Genomic DNA, 18,567 nt, shown 5'->3' on the forward strand with positions numbered 1-18,567 from the left:
TGTAGCCAGATTTCTTTATCCGACAGCTCTGTCGTACCTGTCGGAAAGATATTTGAGAGGATAACTCCATGCGTAAATTCAAGGGATTTCTGGCAATAGCTGTTGCCACAATCACTATGGCAACGCTCACCGGTTGCGGATCAACGCCAACTGCTCTCGAACAAATTGATAGTGCGCGCAGTCTGCAGATTGCCACCGATGAAACGCCTCGGGTGAGCCGAGTGATTGCACTGGCTAATGGCTCTGCTGAAATTATCTCTGCCCTGGGATTTAAATCTCTGATTATTGGTCGCGATATCGCAAGCACGGATGCTGATTTGAAATCAATTCCAATTGTGACTTCAGGACATCAAGTTGTTGCTGAAAAGATTATTTCTATGAAGCCAGATCTGGTTCTGGTAGATAAGTCCACAGGTCCTGCCAGCGCACTCGCTGTGCTCAAGAGTGCAGGAATCAAGGTGAGTGAAATACCAGAAGCGTGGACGTTGACAGACATTCCAGCAAAGGTGAGGGCAGTTGCTCAAAGCATCGGCACTCCGAAGAGTGAAGTTCTACTCAACGATAAATTCTCAGCTGCCTTCCAAGCTGCAACTGATGCATCACTCAAGAATGTTCGAGCCGCCTTCCTTTACTTACGCGGAGGAAGTGCCATCTATCTCATAGGCGGAGAAGGATCTGGCGCTGATTCTTTGATGCAAGCAATCGGTGTTACGGATGTTGGGGCGAATAAGTTCTCACAACCTTTTACTCCGATGACCAGTGAGCTCATGATTTCACTCGACCCCAATCTCATCTTGGTAATGACTAAGGGTTTGGCATCTGTTGGGGGAGTATCGGGGCTGGTGCAGCTTCCAGGAGTAGCGCAGACAAGTGCTGGAAAGAAAAAGCGCGTTATCGCTGTTGATGATTCACTTCTGCTCTCTTTTGGACCGCGTACCCCTGATTTGATTACGCAACTTTCTGCTGAGGTAAGAAAGGTAATGCGCTGATGAAACGCTACCTTCCACTTCTTATCTCACTCATTGCCTTCGCACTCTTTGCACTCTCGCTCGGAGCTGCTGATATTTCTCATGTCTGGGGCTACATTCTCAACCCATTTCATGATGTGAATTCAGCATCTCATCAGATTATTTGGCAGATACGCGCTCCTCGCATCGGGGCCGCCATCTTGGTTGGTTTATGTCTTGGTATCGCAGGTGTGCTCGCGCAAGGTTCAACAAATAATCCATTAGCCGATCCTGCGATTTTAGGAACATCTGCTGGAGCAGCAGTCGGAGTCTTAACCGGCGTAATTTTCAATATCGTGGCAATTGGTAGCGTCGGAGCAGTTCTCTTCGCTGCCATAGGTGCACTCCTTGCAACGCTTCTGACATTTTCATTGGCGCGCTCAGCGCTACAACTGATCACAATTGGAATCGGCGTCTCTGCAATTCTGACTGCCATTGTTGGCTTAGCGCTATCAATCGTTTCCAGGCCAGATGCACGCTCAGTCTCTTTCTGGTCATTTGGATCCCTTGCACTCGTTACCCCAAAAACTTTGGCGGTACTTCTACCCGTTGCAATCATCTGCGCTCTCCTTGCATGGAAATTAGCGCCAACAATTGACCTACTCTCGCTAGGCGATGAATCAGTACGCCATATGGGATTTGATCCACAGAAGATTCGTCTGCGTTCATTTGTTGTCCTGGCAACTTTGGTTGCTGTCACTGTCTCAACCGTCGGCGCCATCGCCTTCTTAGCTTTAGCTGCGCCGCACATTGCGCGATATCTAGTTGGTCCACAGAATCGCAGACTCGTTTACTTCTCAGCCATTATCGGCGCTCTGATCCTGCTCATTGCAGATACCGCATCGCGCGCCTTAGTTCCGCCTAACGAACTTCCGATTGGGCTACTCACCTCATTGGTAGGTGCACCAATTCTTATTCTCACCTTGAAGAAAGGTGGAGATATATGGCGATGATTTCAATGAGAGATATCTCCATCGTTCGAAATGGGCGTACCGTTCTCTCGCATTTTTCTGCAGAAATCGAACCCGGCACAATCACCGCAATTATTGGACCAAACGGTTCTGGAAAGAGTTCGCTGATTGCAGCTATTGCAGGCGATATTGCGTTGTCTGAGGGCGAAATTTACTTATCTGGAAAGAATCTCTCAGACCTTTCCTTAATTGATCAAGCCGCACTTCGTAGCGTGGTTATACAGAATCGTAATTACTGGCTTTCATTTAGCGCGCAAGAAGTAATCGAGATGGGCCAGAGCAAAGACGCCCGAGAGCGAATTCCATCAGTGGTGGAAGAACTTGATATGGCTCAATACATCAACCAGAGCGTCACGACACTCTCTGGGGGAGAAGCGCAACGAGTAGAAATCGCACGTGCTCTGGTGCGTGATACTGAGATTTATCTCCTAGATGAACCGTTGGCTTCGCAGGATTCGCAGAGCAAGTTTCGAATAATTGCCAGCTTAGAGAAGCTACGCGCAGAGGGAAAGACCATCTTAATTATTGCTCATCTTGATAAGAATTCTTTAGCTTGGTGCGACCAAGTTATCGATACATTGGCGTAACTCAGGCCAACTACGCTCGAAACTGGGATGTAGCGGCAACCGCGTTACATCATCGAATTTCACCCAGCGAACTTCATGAGATTCATCGTTTAATTCATGGCCTTCTAGATTTTCGTTGGCAAAGGCAATCACTGTTGAGTAGCTCCAACCTTCGTGATCATCAGTAAAGGTATGAACGGGCTCCAGATCTTCCGGTTTGATGCCTGTCTCTTCAACTGCTTCACGGATTGCACCTTCAATAATTGTTTCGTGCGAATCACGAGCTCCGCCTGGAATTCCCCAGGTATCGCCGTTATGCACCCATGGTGCGCGGTGCTGCAAGAAGACTGAACCATCGCGAATAATCAAAAGGCCTGCTGCGCCGTGCTTGCCCCAATGTTTTGAGCCGCATGCGCATTCGATCCAGCCATCACCATCGCGCGCAGTCATACTCCTAGAGTATCCACAGTTCGCAGATTTCGAACTTTGAAGCGATAGATACGCACTTACCCTCCCGCGCATGAAGAAGATGATTGCGTTCTCATTAATCCTTACATCTATTGCACTTCCCGCACATGCCACAGATTGCATAGAAAAGGCTTGCATTGATGTCTATACCCAAGATGGAAAGATCATCATCGAAGGACGAAAGGGAAGTGGTCTGCCTGAGAAGAAGGCAGTTGCCCCAGCGCCCGTAAAGACTCGCAAAGCGATTGTGCGAAAACCAGTTGCGCCAAAGCCAAAGGTGACAGGAACTGCGAAGCCCAAGGTAATTACATCAACGAAGAAGCCCGTGGTGCGAAAGAAACCCACGCCGTTAGCTTCAGCAAGTGCAACCTCGCTGAGCGACAAATTAGTAGAAATCCTGCCAACTGCAGGAATCGCATATTCGCCTTCTTTTCAGCCATTGATAAAAGTTCCCGTCTTTTTCTGGAGCGATATTCCTGAAGTCATCACAAAGAAGATTGAGATTGTCGGAGAAGTCGTTGATGTAAAGCTCAAACCAACCTTTCTCTGGCATTACGGAGATGGCGTTGTATTTGTAACGCGAAAAGTTGGCGCTCCTTATCCCGAAGGCGAAATCCAACATACCTATTCCAATCCGGGCCATTACTTAATTCAACTTATAACGCGGTGGGAAGGCAGCTTCACCATCAGCGGAGTCACCGCGCAAATTCCAGGAAAGATCGACACCGTCTCCATTCTTCCCATCACCGTTGTTGCAGCACCTACTCGTTTTACTCCACCCGTTCTCTATAAGAAAGGCAGACCATGACAACACTTACTTCTCCTCACGATCTACTTGCAGCAATTCCATTTCTTATCGGTTACCACCCGGATCGCTCTCTCGTGCTTGTTTCGCTTAAGGACGATGCGATTGGCATGGCGATGCGCGTTGATTTACCGAGCGAAATTGCACCTGAAAGCTATGACTTACTTGCATCTCATTTGGTGCGCGAAGAAGCCGATGGGGCATTCATCGTCGCCTATAGCGGTGAATCCGAAAGCGATGCCGAAAGCGCTGTTATCAATACTTCTGCGGCTCTTATCCGCGCGGGTCTCGATATCAAGGAATCCCTGGTCGTTCGCAATAACCGATTCCGTTCGATGCTCTGCACAGATCTGACATGTTGCCCGCCTGAAGGAAGTGAAATTCCAGACCTCGATACTTCACGAATTGCTGCAGAACATGTCATCGCAGGACACCCGATGCCATATGAATCAGTTGAAGGTCTTGTGCAATCCATCGCTGCCGTTCCGTCTTCGTTTGAACTTAGTTGGCAGGATGAAGTACTGGCCTTCATCGTTTCCAGTGATGCCGAAGAACTCAATGATTTACAGCGCGATGGCGCCACAGCAATTATTGATTTGGCTGGCGAATACCGCGAAGGTCGAGGCGCCGAAGATCGTGAATTAGTAGCTCGGGTTATTGGTCGTATGAGCGATATTCAAGTGCGCGACTTTGCACTGGGTTCTCATTCTGAAGAGAGCGCCGATCATTACTGGTCGATGTGGCATCAACTTCTGCGTATTGCACCCCGTGGCTTTGTTGCTCCCATTGCTTCTCTCTTTGCGGCGATGGCCTACGAACGAGGCGAAGGTGCGCTGGCGCATAAGGCGCTCGATCGGGCGCTCGATGATGATGACCAGTACTCCTTAGCCCTTCTCCTGCGACGAGTCTTCACAGCGGGCTGGCCGCCGCACTCATTTACTGCGATGCGGGCTGAACTTCACCCCAAAGTGGTGGCGACAATCTTCGGGTAATATTTGCACCGGTCACGAGTTCTCATCGATAGCCCCGGCTGATGAGACGGCAACCCTCCACCGCGGTGGGGTGCTCCGGGTGACGACCAGGCAGGTGCGTGTAATGCGCAGTTGCAAGTGCGTGAAGGATTTTTCTATGAGCAGAACACCTAACTTCAATGTCACCGGTGCGTGGCTTGAGGGCGATGACCCAGGCGATCGTAAGTTCGTCAAGATTGGTTACTTACTTCTTGAAAATGGCGAGACGCTGCCAGACATCACCATCGCATATCAAACATGGGGCACGCTTAACGCAGATAAATCCAATGCAATTTTGATCAACCATGCGATGACCGGATGGTCAGATGTCACTGGTTGGTGGCCACAGATGGTCGGCCCTGGACTTCCATTCGATACAGATAAATATTTCATCGTCTGCCCGAATGTCATTGGGGGGTGTCAAGGCTCAACTGGCCCGTCGAGTATTGCCCCTGATGGAAAGCGTTACGGTTCCCGCTTTCCTATCATCACCATTCGCGACATGGTGAACGCTGAAGTTGCATTTAGTAATGCACTCGGAATCGATAAATATTTATTGGCAGTTGGACCTTCACTCGGTGGAATGCGTTCACTCGAATGGGCGGTCCAACTTCCAGATCGCGTTGGTGCCATCTGCACCATTGGTTCATCAGCTGTTGCCACAGGCGATCAAATTGGAACTGCATCGATTCAAATCCGTGCCATTAAGGCGGACCCACATTTCAATGATGGCGATTACTACGAGCAAGAGCGCGGACCAATCGATGGCATGGGAATTGCCCGCCGCATCGCGCACCTGACCTATCGCACCGAATCCGAGATGGATGTCCGCTTTGGTCGCCAGCTTCAGGGAGATGAGACCGGCCGTTACGCCGTTGAGTCATACCTGGACCACCAGGCGACAAAGCTGGCCAAGAGATTTGATGCCAATACCTATATCGCTCTGACTGATGCGATGAACTCACATGACATCGGCCGCGACCGCGGAGGAGTGGCAGCAGCCCTAGAAGCCATCACAGTTCCGGTCGTTGTGGTCTCGATTGATACCGATCGCCTCTTCCCACCTCGACTTCAGGTTGAGATATCTGAGCTAGTTCCGACTGCAGATGCGCCAATAACCATCAGTTCTGACTTTGGACACGATGGATTCTTAGTTGAGGCAGAGGCGATGGGCGATGCGATTCGGCACGCCTTGAAGGTTGCGGGTACAATATAGGTATTGCTTCGAGAAGTTCGAAGAAAACAACCAAAGGACAATTGTGGCTGTATTTAGTGCGCTCAAAAACAAGGCAAAGGGCAAGAAAGCTGCAGCAAAGCCAGCAGCAAAGAAGGCCGTAGCTAAGAAAGCTCCTGCAAAGAAGGCGACTCCAGTTAAAAAGGCTGTTGCAAAGAAAGCAGTAGCGAAGAAGGCAGCACCAGTTAAGAAGGCAGCGCCAGTTAAGAAGGTTGCAGCTAAGCCAGTCAAGATTGAACTCAAGAAAGATCTCACTGCGAAGGAAGTACAACAACTCGTTGATTTGAAGAACGCAGTTGCGCGCCAGAAAGAGATCATTGAAACTCTTGCGGCAAGCGGAATCGATAATTACCGCAAGGCAGTGAAGAAAGAATTTATGGCGCTCGCTCTTGAAGCGCGCCAGCTCGATGTAGAAATTCCAGAAGCAACTGAAAAGGCACGCAAGGCAGGACTTGGCGCACCAAGTCGCATCTTGTCGAAGGCACAGCTTGCACTCATTGCACCGAAGGAAGAGCCAAAGCCAGCTGTTGAAGCACCTGCAAAGGGTGGCAAGGCTGCAGTTGTTCTCGATGAAGATGGCAATGAAATCGTTGTCGAAGAAGTAGAACTCGAAGATGTTGAAACACTTATCGCTGAAGCTGCTGAAATCATTGATGCAGAGGCAGACGGAAAAGATCAGCCACGCGTTGTCACTCTCTCAGATGAGACAAAGAATGAAGAAGGCTCATTTACCCTTCTTGATACAGATGCAGATGATGAAGAAGAAGATAAGAACGAGCGCGAAAAGCATAAGAAGGATCTCAAGAATGTAAACCTCGTTCTTGAAGCTATCAACGGCAAGATCCAGGGCGTTGAAGTCGCTCCTAAGCACAATATTGATCAGGCTGATGCAAAGGCGCTGACCTTCAAGCAGATCCAACAGCAATTTGCGATGAACACCTTCAATGAAAAATCAGCGAAGATGATTGCAGAAGCTGTAAACCAGGGTTACCTCAAGAACCTCGAAGATTTGCAGTACTTCTTCAATGAGCAAGCTCGATTTATTCAGATTGAAATCAAGCGCCTCCCACCAGAACAGACTGTTCTTACAGCAGGTGCAACAGCTGACCCTGTAAAGGATTACCTCAAGCAGATCGGTCGCGTTGCTCTTCTTAACGCAGAGCTTGAAGTAGAACTTGCTACACGCGTTGAAGCTGGTCTCTTTGCTGAAGAAGCACTGAAGAACACTAAGAAGATTGATAAGAAACTTAAGCGCGAGCTCGAGTGGATCGTTGAAGATGGAAAGCGCGCAAAGAACCACTTGCTCGAAGCAAACCTTCGTCTCGTTGTCTCTCTTGCAAAGCGTTACACAGGTCGCGGAATGTTGTTCCTTGACTTGATCCAAGAAGGAAACCTCGGTCTTATCCGTGCTGTCGAGAAGTTCGACTACACAAAGGGCTACAAGTTCTCGACATACGCAACATGGTGGATCCGTCAGGCAATCACCCGCGCGATGGCAGACCAGGCCCGCACAATCCGTATTCCTGTTCACATGGTTGAAGTCATCAACAAGCTTGCACGCGTGCAGCGCCAGATGCTGCAAGACCTAGGACGCGAACCAACACCTGAAGAGCTCGCAAAGGAGCTCGATATGACACCTGAAAAGGTTGTCGAAGTTCAGAAGTACGGTCGCGAACCAATCTCGCTTCACACACCACTTGGTGAAGAAGGCGACTCTGAATTCGGTGATTTGATTGAAGACTCTGAAGCTGTAAAGCCAGAAGAATCAGTGACATTCACAATCTTGCAGGAGCAGTTGATGCAGGTTCTCGGTGGGCTCACCAACCGTGAGGCTGATGTGATCAAGGCTCGTTACGGACTTACAGATGGTCAGCCAAAGACCCTAGATGAGATCGGCAAAGTTCACGGCGTAACCCGCGAACGTATTCGTCAGATCGAATCAAAGACAATGTCGAAGCTGCGCCACCCTTCACGTTCGCAGTCACTGCGCGATTACCTCGATTAAAAAGATCGGTTCTCGTAATGTCTGATGCAAAGGCTTTTATCAACCCTAAGAGCGGTTCCATCCGCATCACAGGAGTTGTCGATATCGTCGATGCAGATGGCAATGTGATTGAAACTATCGAAAACCCAAAGTTCTGCGGTTGTGGTCAATCAAAAGAAAAACCCTTATGCGATGGTTCGCATAAGGGTCTTCAACAAAACTAGTTACTTAACTTCAACCAACTTCTCTGACTCGTCCTGAATCTTTGCAGCGACGGTCTTAAGCTTTTCGGCATATTCCTTGCCGTGATGTGCGCAGAACATCAGTTCTCCACCGGTCACTAAAGTTGCACGCACATAAGCCTGTGCGCCACATCGATCGCATCGATCGAGGGCATTTAGAGGTGTGGATTCGAGGATTACTTGCTCGGTCATCGCGCTCTCCGTTTCGCTTCGGTATTGCCTGTGTGGTGGGAAGTTGCCTTACATCTATGGAACATCATGCCAGTTCTCTTTATTCCCCGCTCGGTAAAAAGATTCGAATATTGTGTGAAGTATCGATTTTCTTGAGATATCTCACCCTAAATAATCAATATATGAGACCTTCGGCGCGCTTAACCAGATGCGAACCATTCGCTGGCTAACCTTTGCCACCGTGGCAGATGAATTGAACTTTGACGTAGCGGCGGACTCTAAGGATTCCTATACCGCCAAAGACCTAGCTGTCCTCGAAGGTCTCGATGCCGTTCGTAAGCGCCCAGGTATGTATATCGGTTCAACCGATTCACGCGGCCTTCAGCACTGTCTCTGGGAAATTATTGATAACTCAGTCGATGAATCTTTGGCAGGTCATTGCAAGAAGATCGAAATTAATCTTGAAGCCGATGGCTCTGTAGAAGTTCACGACGATGGTCGCGGTATTCCTGTTGATAAGGAACCAAAGACTGGCCTAACAGGCGTTGAAGTGGTTATGACCAAGCTCCACGCAGGTGGAAAGTTCGGTGGCGGTTCATATGCTGCTTCCGGTGGTCTTCACGGTGTCGGTGCATCAGTTGTAAACGCACTTGCAGAACGCCTTGATGTTGAAGTCGACCGTAACGGCAAGATTTACTGGATGTCATTTAAGCGCGGCGTTGCTGGCGTATTCGATGGCGATGGACCAAAGGCTGAATTCACGCCGCAATCAGGTCTTCGTACTATCGGCAAGATTTCTGCAAAGGTAACAGGAACACGCACCAAGTGGTGGTCAGATCGTCAGATCTTCCTTAAAGATGCTGAACTTGATCTTGAAGATATCTACGCACGCGCACGCCAAACATCATTCTTGGTCCCAGGACTTTCCATCACCGTTAACGATAACCGCAAGAAAGAGAAGACCACACAGGTCTTCTTCCATAAGGGCGGAATCTCTGAGTACTGCGACTTCTTGCAGCCAGATGCACCAGTTGGTGAAGTAATTCGTATTTACGGTACTGGCCACTATCAAGAGACTGTTCCAGTTCTCGACGATAAGGGACACATGGTTTCAACTGATGTTGAGCGCGATATGGAAGTTGATATCGCGATGAAGTGGGGCGTTGGCTTTGATTCAACTCTTCGCTCATTCGTGAACATCATTGCTACCCCAAAGGGTGGATCTCACGTACTTGGCTTCGAGCGCGCAATCACTAAGGCATTTAACGAAGCGATGCGCAGCGCAGGTATCTTGAAGAAGAATGAAGCCGATGTCATTAAAGATGACGTCATGGAAGGCCTGACAGCTGTTGTCACAGTGCGTATGTCTGAACCGCAGTTCGAAGGTCAGACCAAGGAAGTCTTGGGCACAGCAGCTGCCACAAAGATTGTCTCGGCAGTCGTTGCCGACAAGTTGAAGGAATTCTTCGCAACAACTCGTCGTATCGATAAGGCTAACGGCAAGTTGATCATGGAAAAGATTGCCAATGCCTCACGCACACGTATTAGCGCGCGTGCTCACAAAGATATTCAGCGCCGTAAGAACGCTCTTGAATCTTCATCACTTCCGACAAAGCTTTCCGATTGTCGTTCAGAAGATGTCACTCGTACCGAACTCTTCATTGTAGAAGGTGACTCAGCGCTAGGCACAACAAAGGCTGCCCGAAACTCAGAATTCCAAGCAATCTTGCCTATCCGCGGAAAGATCCTTAACGTTCAGAAGGCATCACTTTCACAGATGCTCGATGATAAGGAGTGCGGATCTATCATTCAGGTTATTGGCGCTGGCTCAGGTAAATCATTTGAACTTGATGAAGCTCGCTATGGCCGCATTATTTTGATGTCAGATGCTGACGTTGACGGCGCACATATTCGCTGCCTCTTGCTTACTTTGATGTATCGCTACATGCGTCCAATGCTCGATGCCGGACGCGTCTTTGCTGCTATTCCACCACTGCACCGCATTGAAACAATGGGCGCAGGCGGCAAGAAAGGTGAATACATCTATACATACTCAGATGATGAGATGAAGAGCGTCACCGCAGATTTGAAGAAGAACGGCAAGCGTTGGAAAGAACCAATTCAGCGCTACAAAGGCCTTGGCGAAATGGATGCTGATCAGCTCCGTGAAACCACTATGGATCCTGATGTTCGTACGCTTCGCCGCATTACTGTCCCAGACGGAGAAGCTGCTGAGAAGATGTTTGAGCTCTTGATGGGTTCAGAAGTTGCTCCTCGTAAGGAATTTATTGCAACTGCTGAGATCGATCGCGAACAGATCGACGCTTAAGCCTTAGTTTTTAGTCAATCGAAACTAAGTCGAAGTACTCTTCTTTCCAAATATCTTCATCGCCATCAGGCAACAAAATCACGCGCTCTGGTTTAAGAGCCTGCACGGCTCCTTCATCGTGAGAGACCATGATGACTGCGCCTTGATATTCACCAAGAGCCCCAAGGATTTCTTCTCGAGATGCTGGGTCTAAGTTGTTTGTAGGCTCATCGAGAAGCAGAACGTTCGCAGCCGATACAACCAAGGTCGCAAGTGCCAAACGAGTTCTTTCGCCACCAGATAAGACCTTTACTGGCTTATGAACATCATCGCCAACAAAGAGGAATGATCCAAGTACGTTACGAGCTTCTGGTTCACGCAAGTCATCCTTTGAAGACAACATATTTTCAAGAATAGTGCGCTCGAAGTCGAGCATTTCATGTTCTTGGGCGTAGTAGCCGAGTTTCAAACCATGGCCGTGTTCAACTTTTCCGGTATCGGATTCAAGTTGGTTGGCAAGAATCTTAAGAAGAGTGGTCTTGCCAGCTCCGTTAAGTCCCAAGATCACAACGCGTGAGCCCTTATCGATAACGCAAGAAACGTCGGTAAAGATTTCAAGAGATCCGTAGTTCTTAGAAAGCTCTTCACCCGATAGGGGAGTCTTGCCACAAGGAGCAGGTGTAGGGAAACGAAGCTTTGCGACCTTATCTTTAACGCGAACATCTTCAAGACCTGCGCGCAATTTATCTGCGCGACGTAACATTCCTTGAGCCGCGGTTGCCTTAGAAGCCTTAGCGCGCATCTTCTCACCCTGCTTCTGCAAAATTTCAGCTTTCTTCTCAGCGTTGGCGCGCTCTTTCTTGCGGCGATGTTCATCTTGTTCGCGCTGTAAGAGGTACTGCTTCCAACCCATGTTGTAGACATCGATGACGTTACGGTTTCCGTCGATGTAGAAGACCTTATTTACAACTGTTTCAATCAAGTTCACATCGTGGGAGATGATGACCAATCCACCTGCATAGTTGATGAGGTAGTTGCGAAGCCACATGATCGAATCAGCATCCAAATGGTTTGTAGGCTCATCGAGCAGAAGTGTTTCAGCGCCTGAAAAGAGGATGCGAGCAAGCTCAATACGTCGACGCTGACCACCAGAGAGTGTGTCGAGCTGGTTGTTAAATACTGACTCTGAAACTCCCAGAGAAGTTGCAATAGCTTCCGCTTCAGAAGTTGCGGCATATCCACCAGCTGCTGAAAATTCTGCATCAACACGTGTGTAGCGCTCTAGTGCTTTTTCAAGTTCGGCACCTTCAGTAGTTGCCATCTCTTGTTCGACTTGGGTCATACGCGCAGCGATTTGATCGAGATCGCGGGCAGACAAGATGCGATCTAAAGCTGTTCCCTGATCTTCACCAGTACGAGGATCCTGGGGGAGGTAACCAATCTTTCCTGTGCGCTGAACGCCGCCACCTGCAGGCAGGTTTTCGCCAGCTAATACTTTTGCAAGAGTTGATTTACCAGCACCGTTACGGCCAACGAAGCCGACGCGATCGCCATGGTTGATGCGCACATTGACGCCAGATACTAAGAGGCGCGCTCCGGCACGGAGTTCAAGAGCGGATGTGGAGATCATTTGGCGTATCTTCCCACAGTATTCCTATTACCTTGTAATCAGCCTAGAATCTTCAAATGCTCAGCCTGATGATTCTGCTCATCGCACTCTTACTTCTTGCGATTTCCTTCTATCAGATTCGAATTCTGAAGCGCATCAACGAAAAACTCATCAAGTTAGTAGCACCTGAAAGAGATGTGCGTCGCATTGCCAAGGCACAGAGCGAAGCAGCTTGGGAGAACTATCGACAAGGTGAGTTCTATTCGCAATTACTTCGATTGCTCGATCTCAGCGCTCCAATTCCATCTACTCGCAGCTGGGCAGCATCACCTGATGTTCTGCTGACACTTCTTGATCTGGCTAAGAGTTCTAAACCAACGCGAATACTCGATTTGGGTTCAGGAATGTCCACCTTGGTGCTTGCAAAGAGCGCTCCTCAAGCAACAATCACAAGTATTGATAACTCTGCTGAATACGCCGGAAAGACAAAGAGACTTCTTGCTGCCCATGGTGTTACCAATGTCGACGTTCGAGTTGCTGCACTTACTCCACATACTTCAGGAGTCGATTGGTACGACTTATCTCAGCTCAACGATGTAACCAATATCGATCTTCTCTTTATTGATGGACCTCCGGGATCTAAAAATCCCAAGGCGCGCCACCCAGCTATCGTTGAATGCATTTCGAAGTTGAGTCCACGAGCAATTATTGTCATTGACGATGCTGGGCGAGAAGGTGAAAAAGATATGGCTAGCGAATTTGCAAAGGCTCTTCCAAGCCATACCCTGGAATTTCTCTCGCACGAAAAAGGAACGGCAGTTTTACTGCCTAACTAATTACTCCTTGCCGATACGTGTGCGACGAGGCACTGCGAATGATTTACCGACAGCAGTGAGTTCTTCTGAAACCTGCTTGCGGATTGCATCCTCATTTTTAAGCAAAGTTGTAAGGGCTGCGATGATTGCCTTGAGTTCTTTCGACTCAGTTTCGAGTTCGAGCTTGCTCATCTTTGTTAGACGGCGAAGAGGCATATCCAAGATGTAGGTAGCTTGTTCGTCGTTGAGCTTGAAATCTTTGATGAGCTTCTCTTTTGCAGCAGCTGCATCATCGCTACCGCGAATAATCTTGATGACTTTATCGATATCAATGATTGCCTTGAGCAATCCATCAACCAATGAAAGGCGATCTTCAGCTTTTGCCTTACGAAATTCTGAGCGACGACGAACAACTTCAATGCGGTGATCGATAAATACCTGCAAGAGCTCTTTCAATCCCAGCGTCTGTGGCTTGCCTTTAACGAGAGCCACAGCGTTGATCGCGAATGCATCTTCCATCGGAGTCAGCTTGAAGAGCTTTTCTAGAACATCTTCAGGCTCGAAACCATTCTTGAGTTCGATAACTACGTTTGTGCCTGTCTGGCCATCGGTGAGATCGACGATATCTGAGATACCTTGAATTTTCTTTGCCTTAGCAAGGTCTGCAATACGTTCAACGATCTTTTCGGGACCGATGTTGAACGGCAGCTCCTTGATGATGATGCCCATTTTGCGTGAAGTAACTTTGCTGATTTCAACAGTTGCGCGGACTTTAAATGAGCCCTTACCTGTTGCATAAGCTTCGCGAACGCCTTCGAGTCCAACGATTTCTCCACCTGTTGGGAAATCTGGAGCCGGTACATGCTTCATAAGCTGATTGAGAGTCGCCTTAGGGTTATCAATCAGGAACTTTGTTGCAGCGATAACTTCGCCGAGGTTATGGGGAGCCATGTTGGTCGCCATACCCACTGCGATACCTGAACCGCCGTTGACCAGTAGGTTAGGAAAAGCTGCAGGAAGAACAAGTGGCTCTGAAAGCTGACCGTCGTAGTTAGGTCCGAAGTCAACTGTATTTTCATCTGCTTCTGCAACCATCGACATGGCCGCTGATGCAAGGCGCGCTTCCGTGTAACGCATCGCTGCAGGACCTGCATCGAGTGAACCGAAGTTTCCGTGGCCATCGATCAGAGGAATCTGCATTGAGAAAGATTGAGCCATACGCACAAGTGCGTCGTAAATTGCTGAGTCACCGTGCGGGTGCAACTTACCCATTACTTCACCGACAACACGCGCGCTCTTTACATGTCCGCGCTCTGGGCGAAGACCCATATCGCTCATCTGGTGAAGGATGCGGCGGTGTACTGGCTTTAATCCATCGCGCGCATCAGGAAGAGCGCGTGAGTAAATTACTGAGTATGCGTACTCGAGAAATGATTCCGACATTTCAGAAGAGACATCGATATCAACGATCTTGCCAGGAAATTCTCCTGGTTTAGGTCCGACGACCTTCGCTGACTTCTTTGGTGCTGCTGTCTTCTTCGTTGCCATGGCGCGTATTCTGCCAAGCGAAGTAGCTAAATCTTGGTACCTACACGCGGTCTAGCCCCAACGATTGCAACACAATGGGCCGCCACCTCTGCTCCGGCCATCAAAGCACGAGCAAGGTCCTTCTTTGTCGCAAAATATGAAATAAATCCAGCAGCAAATGAATCTCCCGCCCCCGTCGTATCGACAACAGTTGTTGGGATAGCAGGAACGCTTACTGACTCGCCTCCGCGGGATTTTCCAATCGCTCCATGTGATCCACGTTTAATGACAACGGTCTGGCACTGAGTCAATAAATAATCCAGAGCAACTTCGATATCGCTCGCGCCTGATAAATAAATTGCTTCTTCCTCATTGAGAAGAATGACATCCATCAACGGGAGCCATGACTTTACTTCCTCAATCGCAACTTCTTTCATGCCGCCAACGGAAGCTGGATCGAAGTAAATAGTTATTCCAGCACTACGAATCTTTGCAATCATCTCTTTAACGCCCGTGAGCGATAAGGGATCAAGCGGGGAGTATCCAGAGATGTACACAGCATTGAAACCTTCGAGTTCGGGAAGGTCACCTATGTGAAGTCCAGAGTTGGCACCATTATCAGGAAACATCGTTCTTTCTCCTGTTGGGTCTACAAGAACAACCACCACACCGGAGTGACCATTTTCAACAACCAAGTTGTGATGTCGAACGCCAAGCGCATCAAATTCGCTCACGAGAGCAGAACCTGCTGCATCGTTTCCAACATGGCCCACGATTGTTGCGCGCGCATCAGTGCGAGTCAGCCAGGCCGCTACATTTCCTGCTGCTCCACCACCGTGAGTTGAAATCTTTGCCGGTGTATCACTGCCGTAATTAATTTCCGAAGGCATCACTTCAATCTTTGTGACGACGTCGAGCATGACATCGCCAATGCATAAAACCTTGGCTGTCATGTAATTACTTTGCGACCGCTACGGCGATATCTGCAGCAAGTGCTGAGTTCGACTTAATAATTTCGATATTAACCTTGAGTGATTCACCTTCAGAGGCGGTATGGAAATGCTCGAGAAGGAATGGAGTAACCGCTTTGCCGACGATTCCATTCTTGGCAGCGCCCTCAAGTCCGCTCTTCAAGATGGCATCGTGGCGCACACGATCCATCTCTTTAAGAACTGGGTTGGCAACGATGAGTGCATGGATATCTGTCTTCAGTGAATTGCGCGCATGAATGATTGCTGCGATTTCATCGGCGGTATCTACATGATGCTCAAGTGTGTAGCCAGAGTCGGTGAGATAGAAACCAGGGAAGTGGGTTGTCTTATAACCAACGAGTCCAATAGCAAGAGTTTCAAGGCGCTCAAGGGTTGCTCCGACATCGAGAATGGATTTCACACCGGCACAGACAACGGTGATATCAAGATCAGATAGTGCAGTCAGGTCAGCCGATTCATCGAATGATTCATTTGCTCCGCGGTGAACTCCACCGAGGCCGCCAGTTGCAAAGACATGGATACCAGCCAAGACTGCAAGGTGAGCTGTTGCTGCAACAGTTGTTGCCGCTGACTTTCCAGTTGCTGCGATGATTGCAAGATCACGGCTTGAAGCTTTGGCGATGTCATCGCGGTTTGCGATAGCCACAAGCTGATCATCGGTAAGTCCGATACAGACCTTTCCATCGAGAATTGCAATCGTTGCCGGCGTTGCTCCGTGATCACGAACAATCTGCTCAACTTCGCGCGCTACATCTAGGTTTGATGGGCGTGGAAGTCCATGGCTAATAATCGTTGATTCAAGTGCGACAACAGGCTTGCCTGCTTTAAGGGCCGCAGCAACTTCAGGAGATGGAACGAATTCATACGAGTTCATGGCGGCAACAATACCCGTGAGAAGATAGCGCCGTGCATTTATCGCAAATCATGCCCTCGATCCTCTCGAGTCTGGGTTTAACAACAGCGCATGATTCAATCAACTGTGGCGAAAGTCCTAGCGGCCGCGAACTCGTATTTCTTGTCGATGGTCTTGGCGCCGATGTCCTAAGTAAATATGCGGAAGTTGCCCCAACTCTTTCGCGCATGGTTCTGCACGGAACAATCACAACTTCTTTTCCTTCTACAACTGCAACAAGCCTGGCAACTCTGACAACAGGTGAAATGCCGGGCGCTCATGGGATGTTGGGATACACAGTCCAAGTTCCGCGCAGTGGGGGACGAGTACTTAACTCTTTAAAGTGGGATGAACGCGTTGATCCAGTTATTTGGCAACCAGTGCCAACCCTCTTTGAACGAGCAAGTGCCGCAGGAATTACTACAACGCATGTTGCTGCCAAGCGCTATGAAAATACTGGATTTACTCGCGCCGTATTCCGCGGAGCGCATTACAGGGGCGCCAATGTTTTGGCCGATTTGATTTCAGAGACTGTCGCAGCACTTCAGAAGTCACCTTCATTTGTTTATCTCTACGTTAATGATGTTGATTCAGCTGGCCACTCAGATGGAGTTGGTTCAGATAAGTGGTTAGCGGCCTTGAAGAGTGTGGATGAATTGGTGCAGGCGCTTATGCAGAAATTACCCAACGGAACTCGCATATGGCTGACTGCCGATCACGGAATGATTAACGTGGAAGAGAAGATCATCCTGGGCCAAGATAATGATTTGCTTACGGATGTGGCGGTGATTGCAGGAGAACCACGTATGCGCCATCTCTACCTTTTAGCAGATAGCGCAAACGCAGAGAAGGAAGTGATTGCTCGTTGGCAGAGCGCGTTGGGCGAAAAGATCACCATGCATACCCGTCACAGCGCAATTACTGCTGGGCTCTTTGGACCAAACGTCTCACTCGATGCATCAGAACGTGCGGGTGATGTCATTGCCATTGCTCAAGCCAATGTTGTTCTGCTTGATCCAGAACGAGCAGATAAAGAAGGCGCGATGATTGGCCACCATGGTGGCGATAGCGTTATTGAAAGTTCCGTGCCGTTATTGCTGCACAGCGTGAAGAGTTAGTTATCTTCCTCAGTTGGTTCTTCAGACTTTCGTCCAAACATAATTTCATCCCATGAAGGAACTTTTGCGCGAGCTGTAATTCCATCTTGTGAATCAGCAGCTGATGGAGTCTCGCGAATAACAGCAAGACGTGGTGTCTCAGCCTTTTCTTCAGGAGCGTTGAGAAGATCTGCGATACGAACGATTTCTGGTTCTGGAGCTACTTCTTCAAGTCGTGAAGGATGTGATGGCTCTGAATAAATCATTGCTGTTGATGGAGCGCGAACTGGTGCTTCTTCATCAATGAGCCATGCGCCGTTATCGTCTGATGCATCGAGTGCGCGACGTGAGAGATCGAAGTTCCAAGTTGCGATGCCATTGCCGTCGCGGTTTGGGTAGTGAAGTTCGATATGCCATGTGCCATCAAGTTGGCGCCATGTATTCCATGAAACTTCATCTGTATCGACGCCACGTGCTGCAAGCTTGGCCAGAACTACTTCGCGGAATGTCAGATCGATGCGGTGAATATCTTTACGCATGATGAGGTTACGAGCGCTTTCAAGGATGTATTCGCGCTCTTGCATGATGGGACCTGAGAAACGTTCGACCTTATCGACAGTTGTCTGGCCCTCGCGAGCAATCTGTTCAAAGCTATCGCCGGCACGAAGTCTGCGCTGAATCTCTTTTACAGAAATCGTTTCAACTGCATCTATTGCAGGAACTGAAGTAAGACGTGGCTGATTCACAGTTGCGCGAAGAGTGTCGCTGATACGAAGTGAATAGTTATTCCCATCGGTATCGACAAGTGAGAGATGGCTTCCATCTTCAGTCTTGCCATCTAAACGAAGCTCAGTCATGGGGTGAGAATA

At 48.9% G+C, this 18,567-nt stretch carries 18 protein-coding genes and 1 riboswitch; of the genes, 11 read left to right on the forward strand and 7 right to left on the reverse strand.

What is annotated here, in order from left to right; all coding sequences use genetic code 11:
- The first annotated feature begins 68 nt into the window (after window positions 1–68).
- From AC8GFK_RS02550 to AC8GFK_RS02560, 3 genes are read left to right on the forward strand one after another with little or no spacing between them, the layout of a single operon-like run.
- Complete coding sequence (locus tag AC8GFK_RS02550; protein WP_506625617.1) at window positions 69–989, forward strand: heme/hemin ABC transporter substrate-binding protein; 921 nt, start codon at window positions 69–71, stop codon at window positions 987–989.
- Window positions 989–1,960 (forward strand): FecCD family ABC transporter permease, encoded by a 972-nt coding sequence (locus AC8GFK_RS02555; protein ID WP_506625618.1) that lies wholly within the window; start codon window positions 989–991, stop codon window positions 1,958–1,960. Before AC8GFK_RS02550 ends, AC8GFK_RS02555 begins: the two co-directional genes overlap by 1 nt.
- The gene (locus tag AC8GFK_RS02560) at window positions 1,957–2,565 is read left to right on the forward strand and encodes an ABC transporter ATP-binding protein (protein WP_506625619.1); all 609 of its coding nucleotides are present in this window, start codon (window positions 1,957–1,959) and stop codon (window positions 2,563–2,565) included. Before AC8GFK_RS02555 ends, AC8GFK_RS02560 begins: the two co-directional genes overlap by 4 nt.
- On the opposite strand, the gene AC8GFK_RS02565 is transcribed toward AC8GFK_RS02560, so the two are convergent.
- Window positions 2,527–2,994 (reverse strand): NUDIX hydrolase, encoded by a 468-nt coding sequence (locus AC8GFK_RS02565; RefSeq protein WP_506625620.1) that lies wholly within the window; start codon window positions 2,992–2,994, stop codon window positions 2,527–2,529. The genes AC8GFK_RS02560 and AC8GFK_RS02565 overlap by 39 nt on opposite strands.
- A gap of 70 nt (window positions 2,995–3,064) precedes the next feature.
- Between AC8GFK_RS02565 and AC8GFK_RS02570 the strand changes: the two genes are divergently transcribed.
- From AC8GFK_RS02570 to AC8GFK_RS02590, 5 genes are all read left to right on the forward strand, one after another.
- The gene (locus AC8GFK_RS02570; protein WP_506625621.1) at window positions 3,065–3,820 is read left to right on the forward strand and encodes a PKD domain-containing protein; all 756 of its coding nucleotides are present in this window, start codon (window positions 3,065–3,067) and stop codon (window positions 3,818–3,820) included.
- A complete protein-coding gene (locus AC8GFK_RS02575; protein ID WP_506625622.1) occupies window positions 3,817–4,809 on the forward strand; it encodes a DUF4192 domain-containing protein in 993 nt (330 codons plus the stop codon). The genes AC8GFK_RS02570 and AC8GFK_RS02575 overlap by 4 nt, the downstream gene beginning before the upstream one ends.
- A 10-nt stretch (window positions 4,810–4,819) precedes the next feature.
- Window positions 4,820–4,935: riboswitch (SAM riboswitch) on the forward strand.
- Window positions 4,936–4,945: 10 nt separating this feature from the next.
- Window positions 4,946–6,043: a homoserine O-acetyltransferase MetX gene (gene metX / locus AC8GFK_RS02580; RefSeq protein WP_506625623.1), complete on the forward strand. Its 1,098-nt coding sequence runs from the start codon at window positions 4,946–4,948 to the stop codon at window positions 6,041–6,043.
- Between the two features lie 394 nt (window positions 6,044–6,437).
- Window positions 6,438–8,066, forward strand: coding sequence for an RNA polymerase sigma factor (locus AC8GFK_RS02585; protein ID WP_506625775.1), 1,629 nt, complete (start codon window positions 6,438–6,440; stop codon window positions 8,064–8,066).
- A gap of 17 nt (window positions 8,067–8,083) precedes the next feature.
- Entirely contained in the window at window positions 8,084–8,269 is a 186-nt protein-coding gene (locus AC8GFK_RS02590) for a CDGSH iron-sulfur domain-containing protein (protein ID WP_095531611.1), read from the forward strand.
- Here AC8GFK_RS02590 and AC8GFK_RS02595 read toward each other — a convergent pair whose 3' ends face one another.
- Window positions 8,270–8,479: a DUF7455 domain-containing protein gene (locus tag AC8GFK_RS02595; protein WP_095531610.1), complete on the reverse strand. Its 210-nt coding sequence runs from the start codon at window positions 8,477–8,479 to the stop codon at window positions 8,270–8,272.
- A 187-nt stretch (window positions 8,480–8,666) separates the two neighbouring features.
- Between AC8GFK_RS02595 and AC8GFK_RS02600 the strand changes: the two genes are divergently transcribed.
- Window positions 8,667–10,787 carry a DNA gyrase/topoisomerase IV subunit B gene (locus AC8GFK_RS02600; RefSeq protein WP_420021860.1) on the forward strand — a complete coding sequence of 707 codons (2,121 nt, stop codon included), beginning with the start codon at window positions 8,667–8,669 and terminating at the stop codon, window positions 10,785–10,787.
- Window positions 10,788–10,797: 10 nt separating this feature from the next.
- On the opposite strand, the gene abc-f is transcribed toward AC8GFK_RS02600, so the two are convergent.
- Entirely contained in the window at window positions 10,798–12,396 is a 1,599-nt protein-coding gene (gene abc-f / locus AC8GFK_RS02605) for a ribosomal protection-like ABC-F family protein (protein ID WP_095673369.1), read from the reverse strand.
- A 56-nt stretch (window positions 12,397–12,452) separates the two neighbouring features.
- On the opposite strand from abc-f, the gene AC8GFK_RS02610 reads away from it, so the two are divergent.
- A complete protein-coding gene (locus tag AC8GFK_RS02610; protein ID WP_506625624.1) occupies window positions 12,453–13,211 on the forward strand; it encodes an O-methyltransferase in 759 nt (252 codons plus the stop codon).
- Here AC8GFK_RS02610 and AC8GFK_RS02615 read toward each other — a convergent pair whose 3' ends face one another.
- The 3 genes from AC8GFK_RS02615 to AC8GFK_RS02625 are packed head-to-tail and all read right to left on the reverse strand — an operon-like array spanning window position 13,212 to window position 16,583.
- On the reverse strand, window positions 13,212–14,738 hold the full coding sequence (locus AC8GFK_RS02615) for a DNA gyrase/topoisomerase IV subunit A (protein WP_095673371.1): 1,527 nt from the start codon (window positions 14,736–14,738) through the stop codon (window positions 13,212–13,214).
- A gap of 26 nt (window positions 14,739–14,764) precedes the next feature.
- A complete protein-coding gene (locus AC8GFK_RS02620; RefSeq protein ID WP_506625625.1) occupies window positions 14,765–15,670 on the reverse strand; it encodes a carbohydrate kinase family protein in 906 nt (301 codons plus the stop codon).
- A gap of 4 nt (window positions 15,671–15,674) precedes the next feature.
- On the reverse strand, window positions 15,675–16,583 hold the full coding sequence (locus tag AC8GFK_RS02625; protein ID WP_506625626.1) for a pseudouridine-5'-phosphate glycosidase: 909 nt from the start codon (window positions 16,581–16,583) through the stop codon (window positions 15,675–15,677).
- A gap of 50 nt (window positions 16,584–16,633) precedes the next feature.
- Here AC8GFK_RS02625 and AC8GFK_RS02630 point away from each other — a divergent pair, with 50 nt between their 5' ends.
- Window positions 16,634–17,719 (forward strand): alkaline phosphatase family protein, encoded by a 1,086-nt coding sequence (locus tag AC8GFK_RS02630; protein WP_506625627.1) that lies wholly within the window; start codon window positions 16,634–16,636, stop codon window positions 17,717–17,719.
- Here AC8GFK_RS02630 and sepH read toward each other — a convergent pair.
- Complete coding sequence (sepH, locus tag AC8GFK_RS02635) at window positions 17,716–18,555, reverse strand: septation protein SepH (protein WP_506625628.1); 840 nt, start codon at window positions 18,553–18,555, stop codon at window positions 17,716–17,718. The genes AC8GFK_RS02630 and sepH overlap by 4 nt on opposite strands.
- Between the last annotated feature and the right edge of the window lie 12 nt (window positions 18,556–18,567).

This window comes from Planktophila turicensis (SeqCode) (assembly GCF_965234405.1).
In the GTDB taxonomy this organism is placed as follows: Bacteria; Actinomycetota; Actinomycetes; order Nanopelagicales; family Nanopelagicaceae; genus Planktophila; species Planktophila turicensis.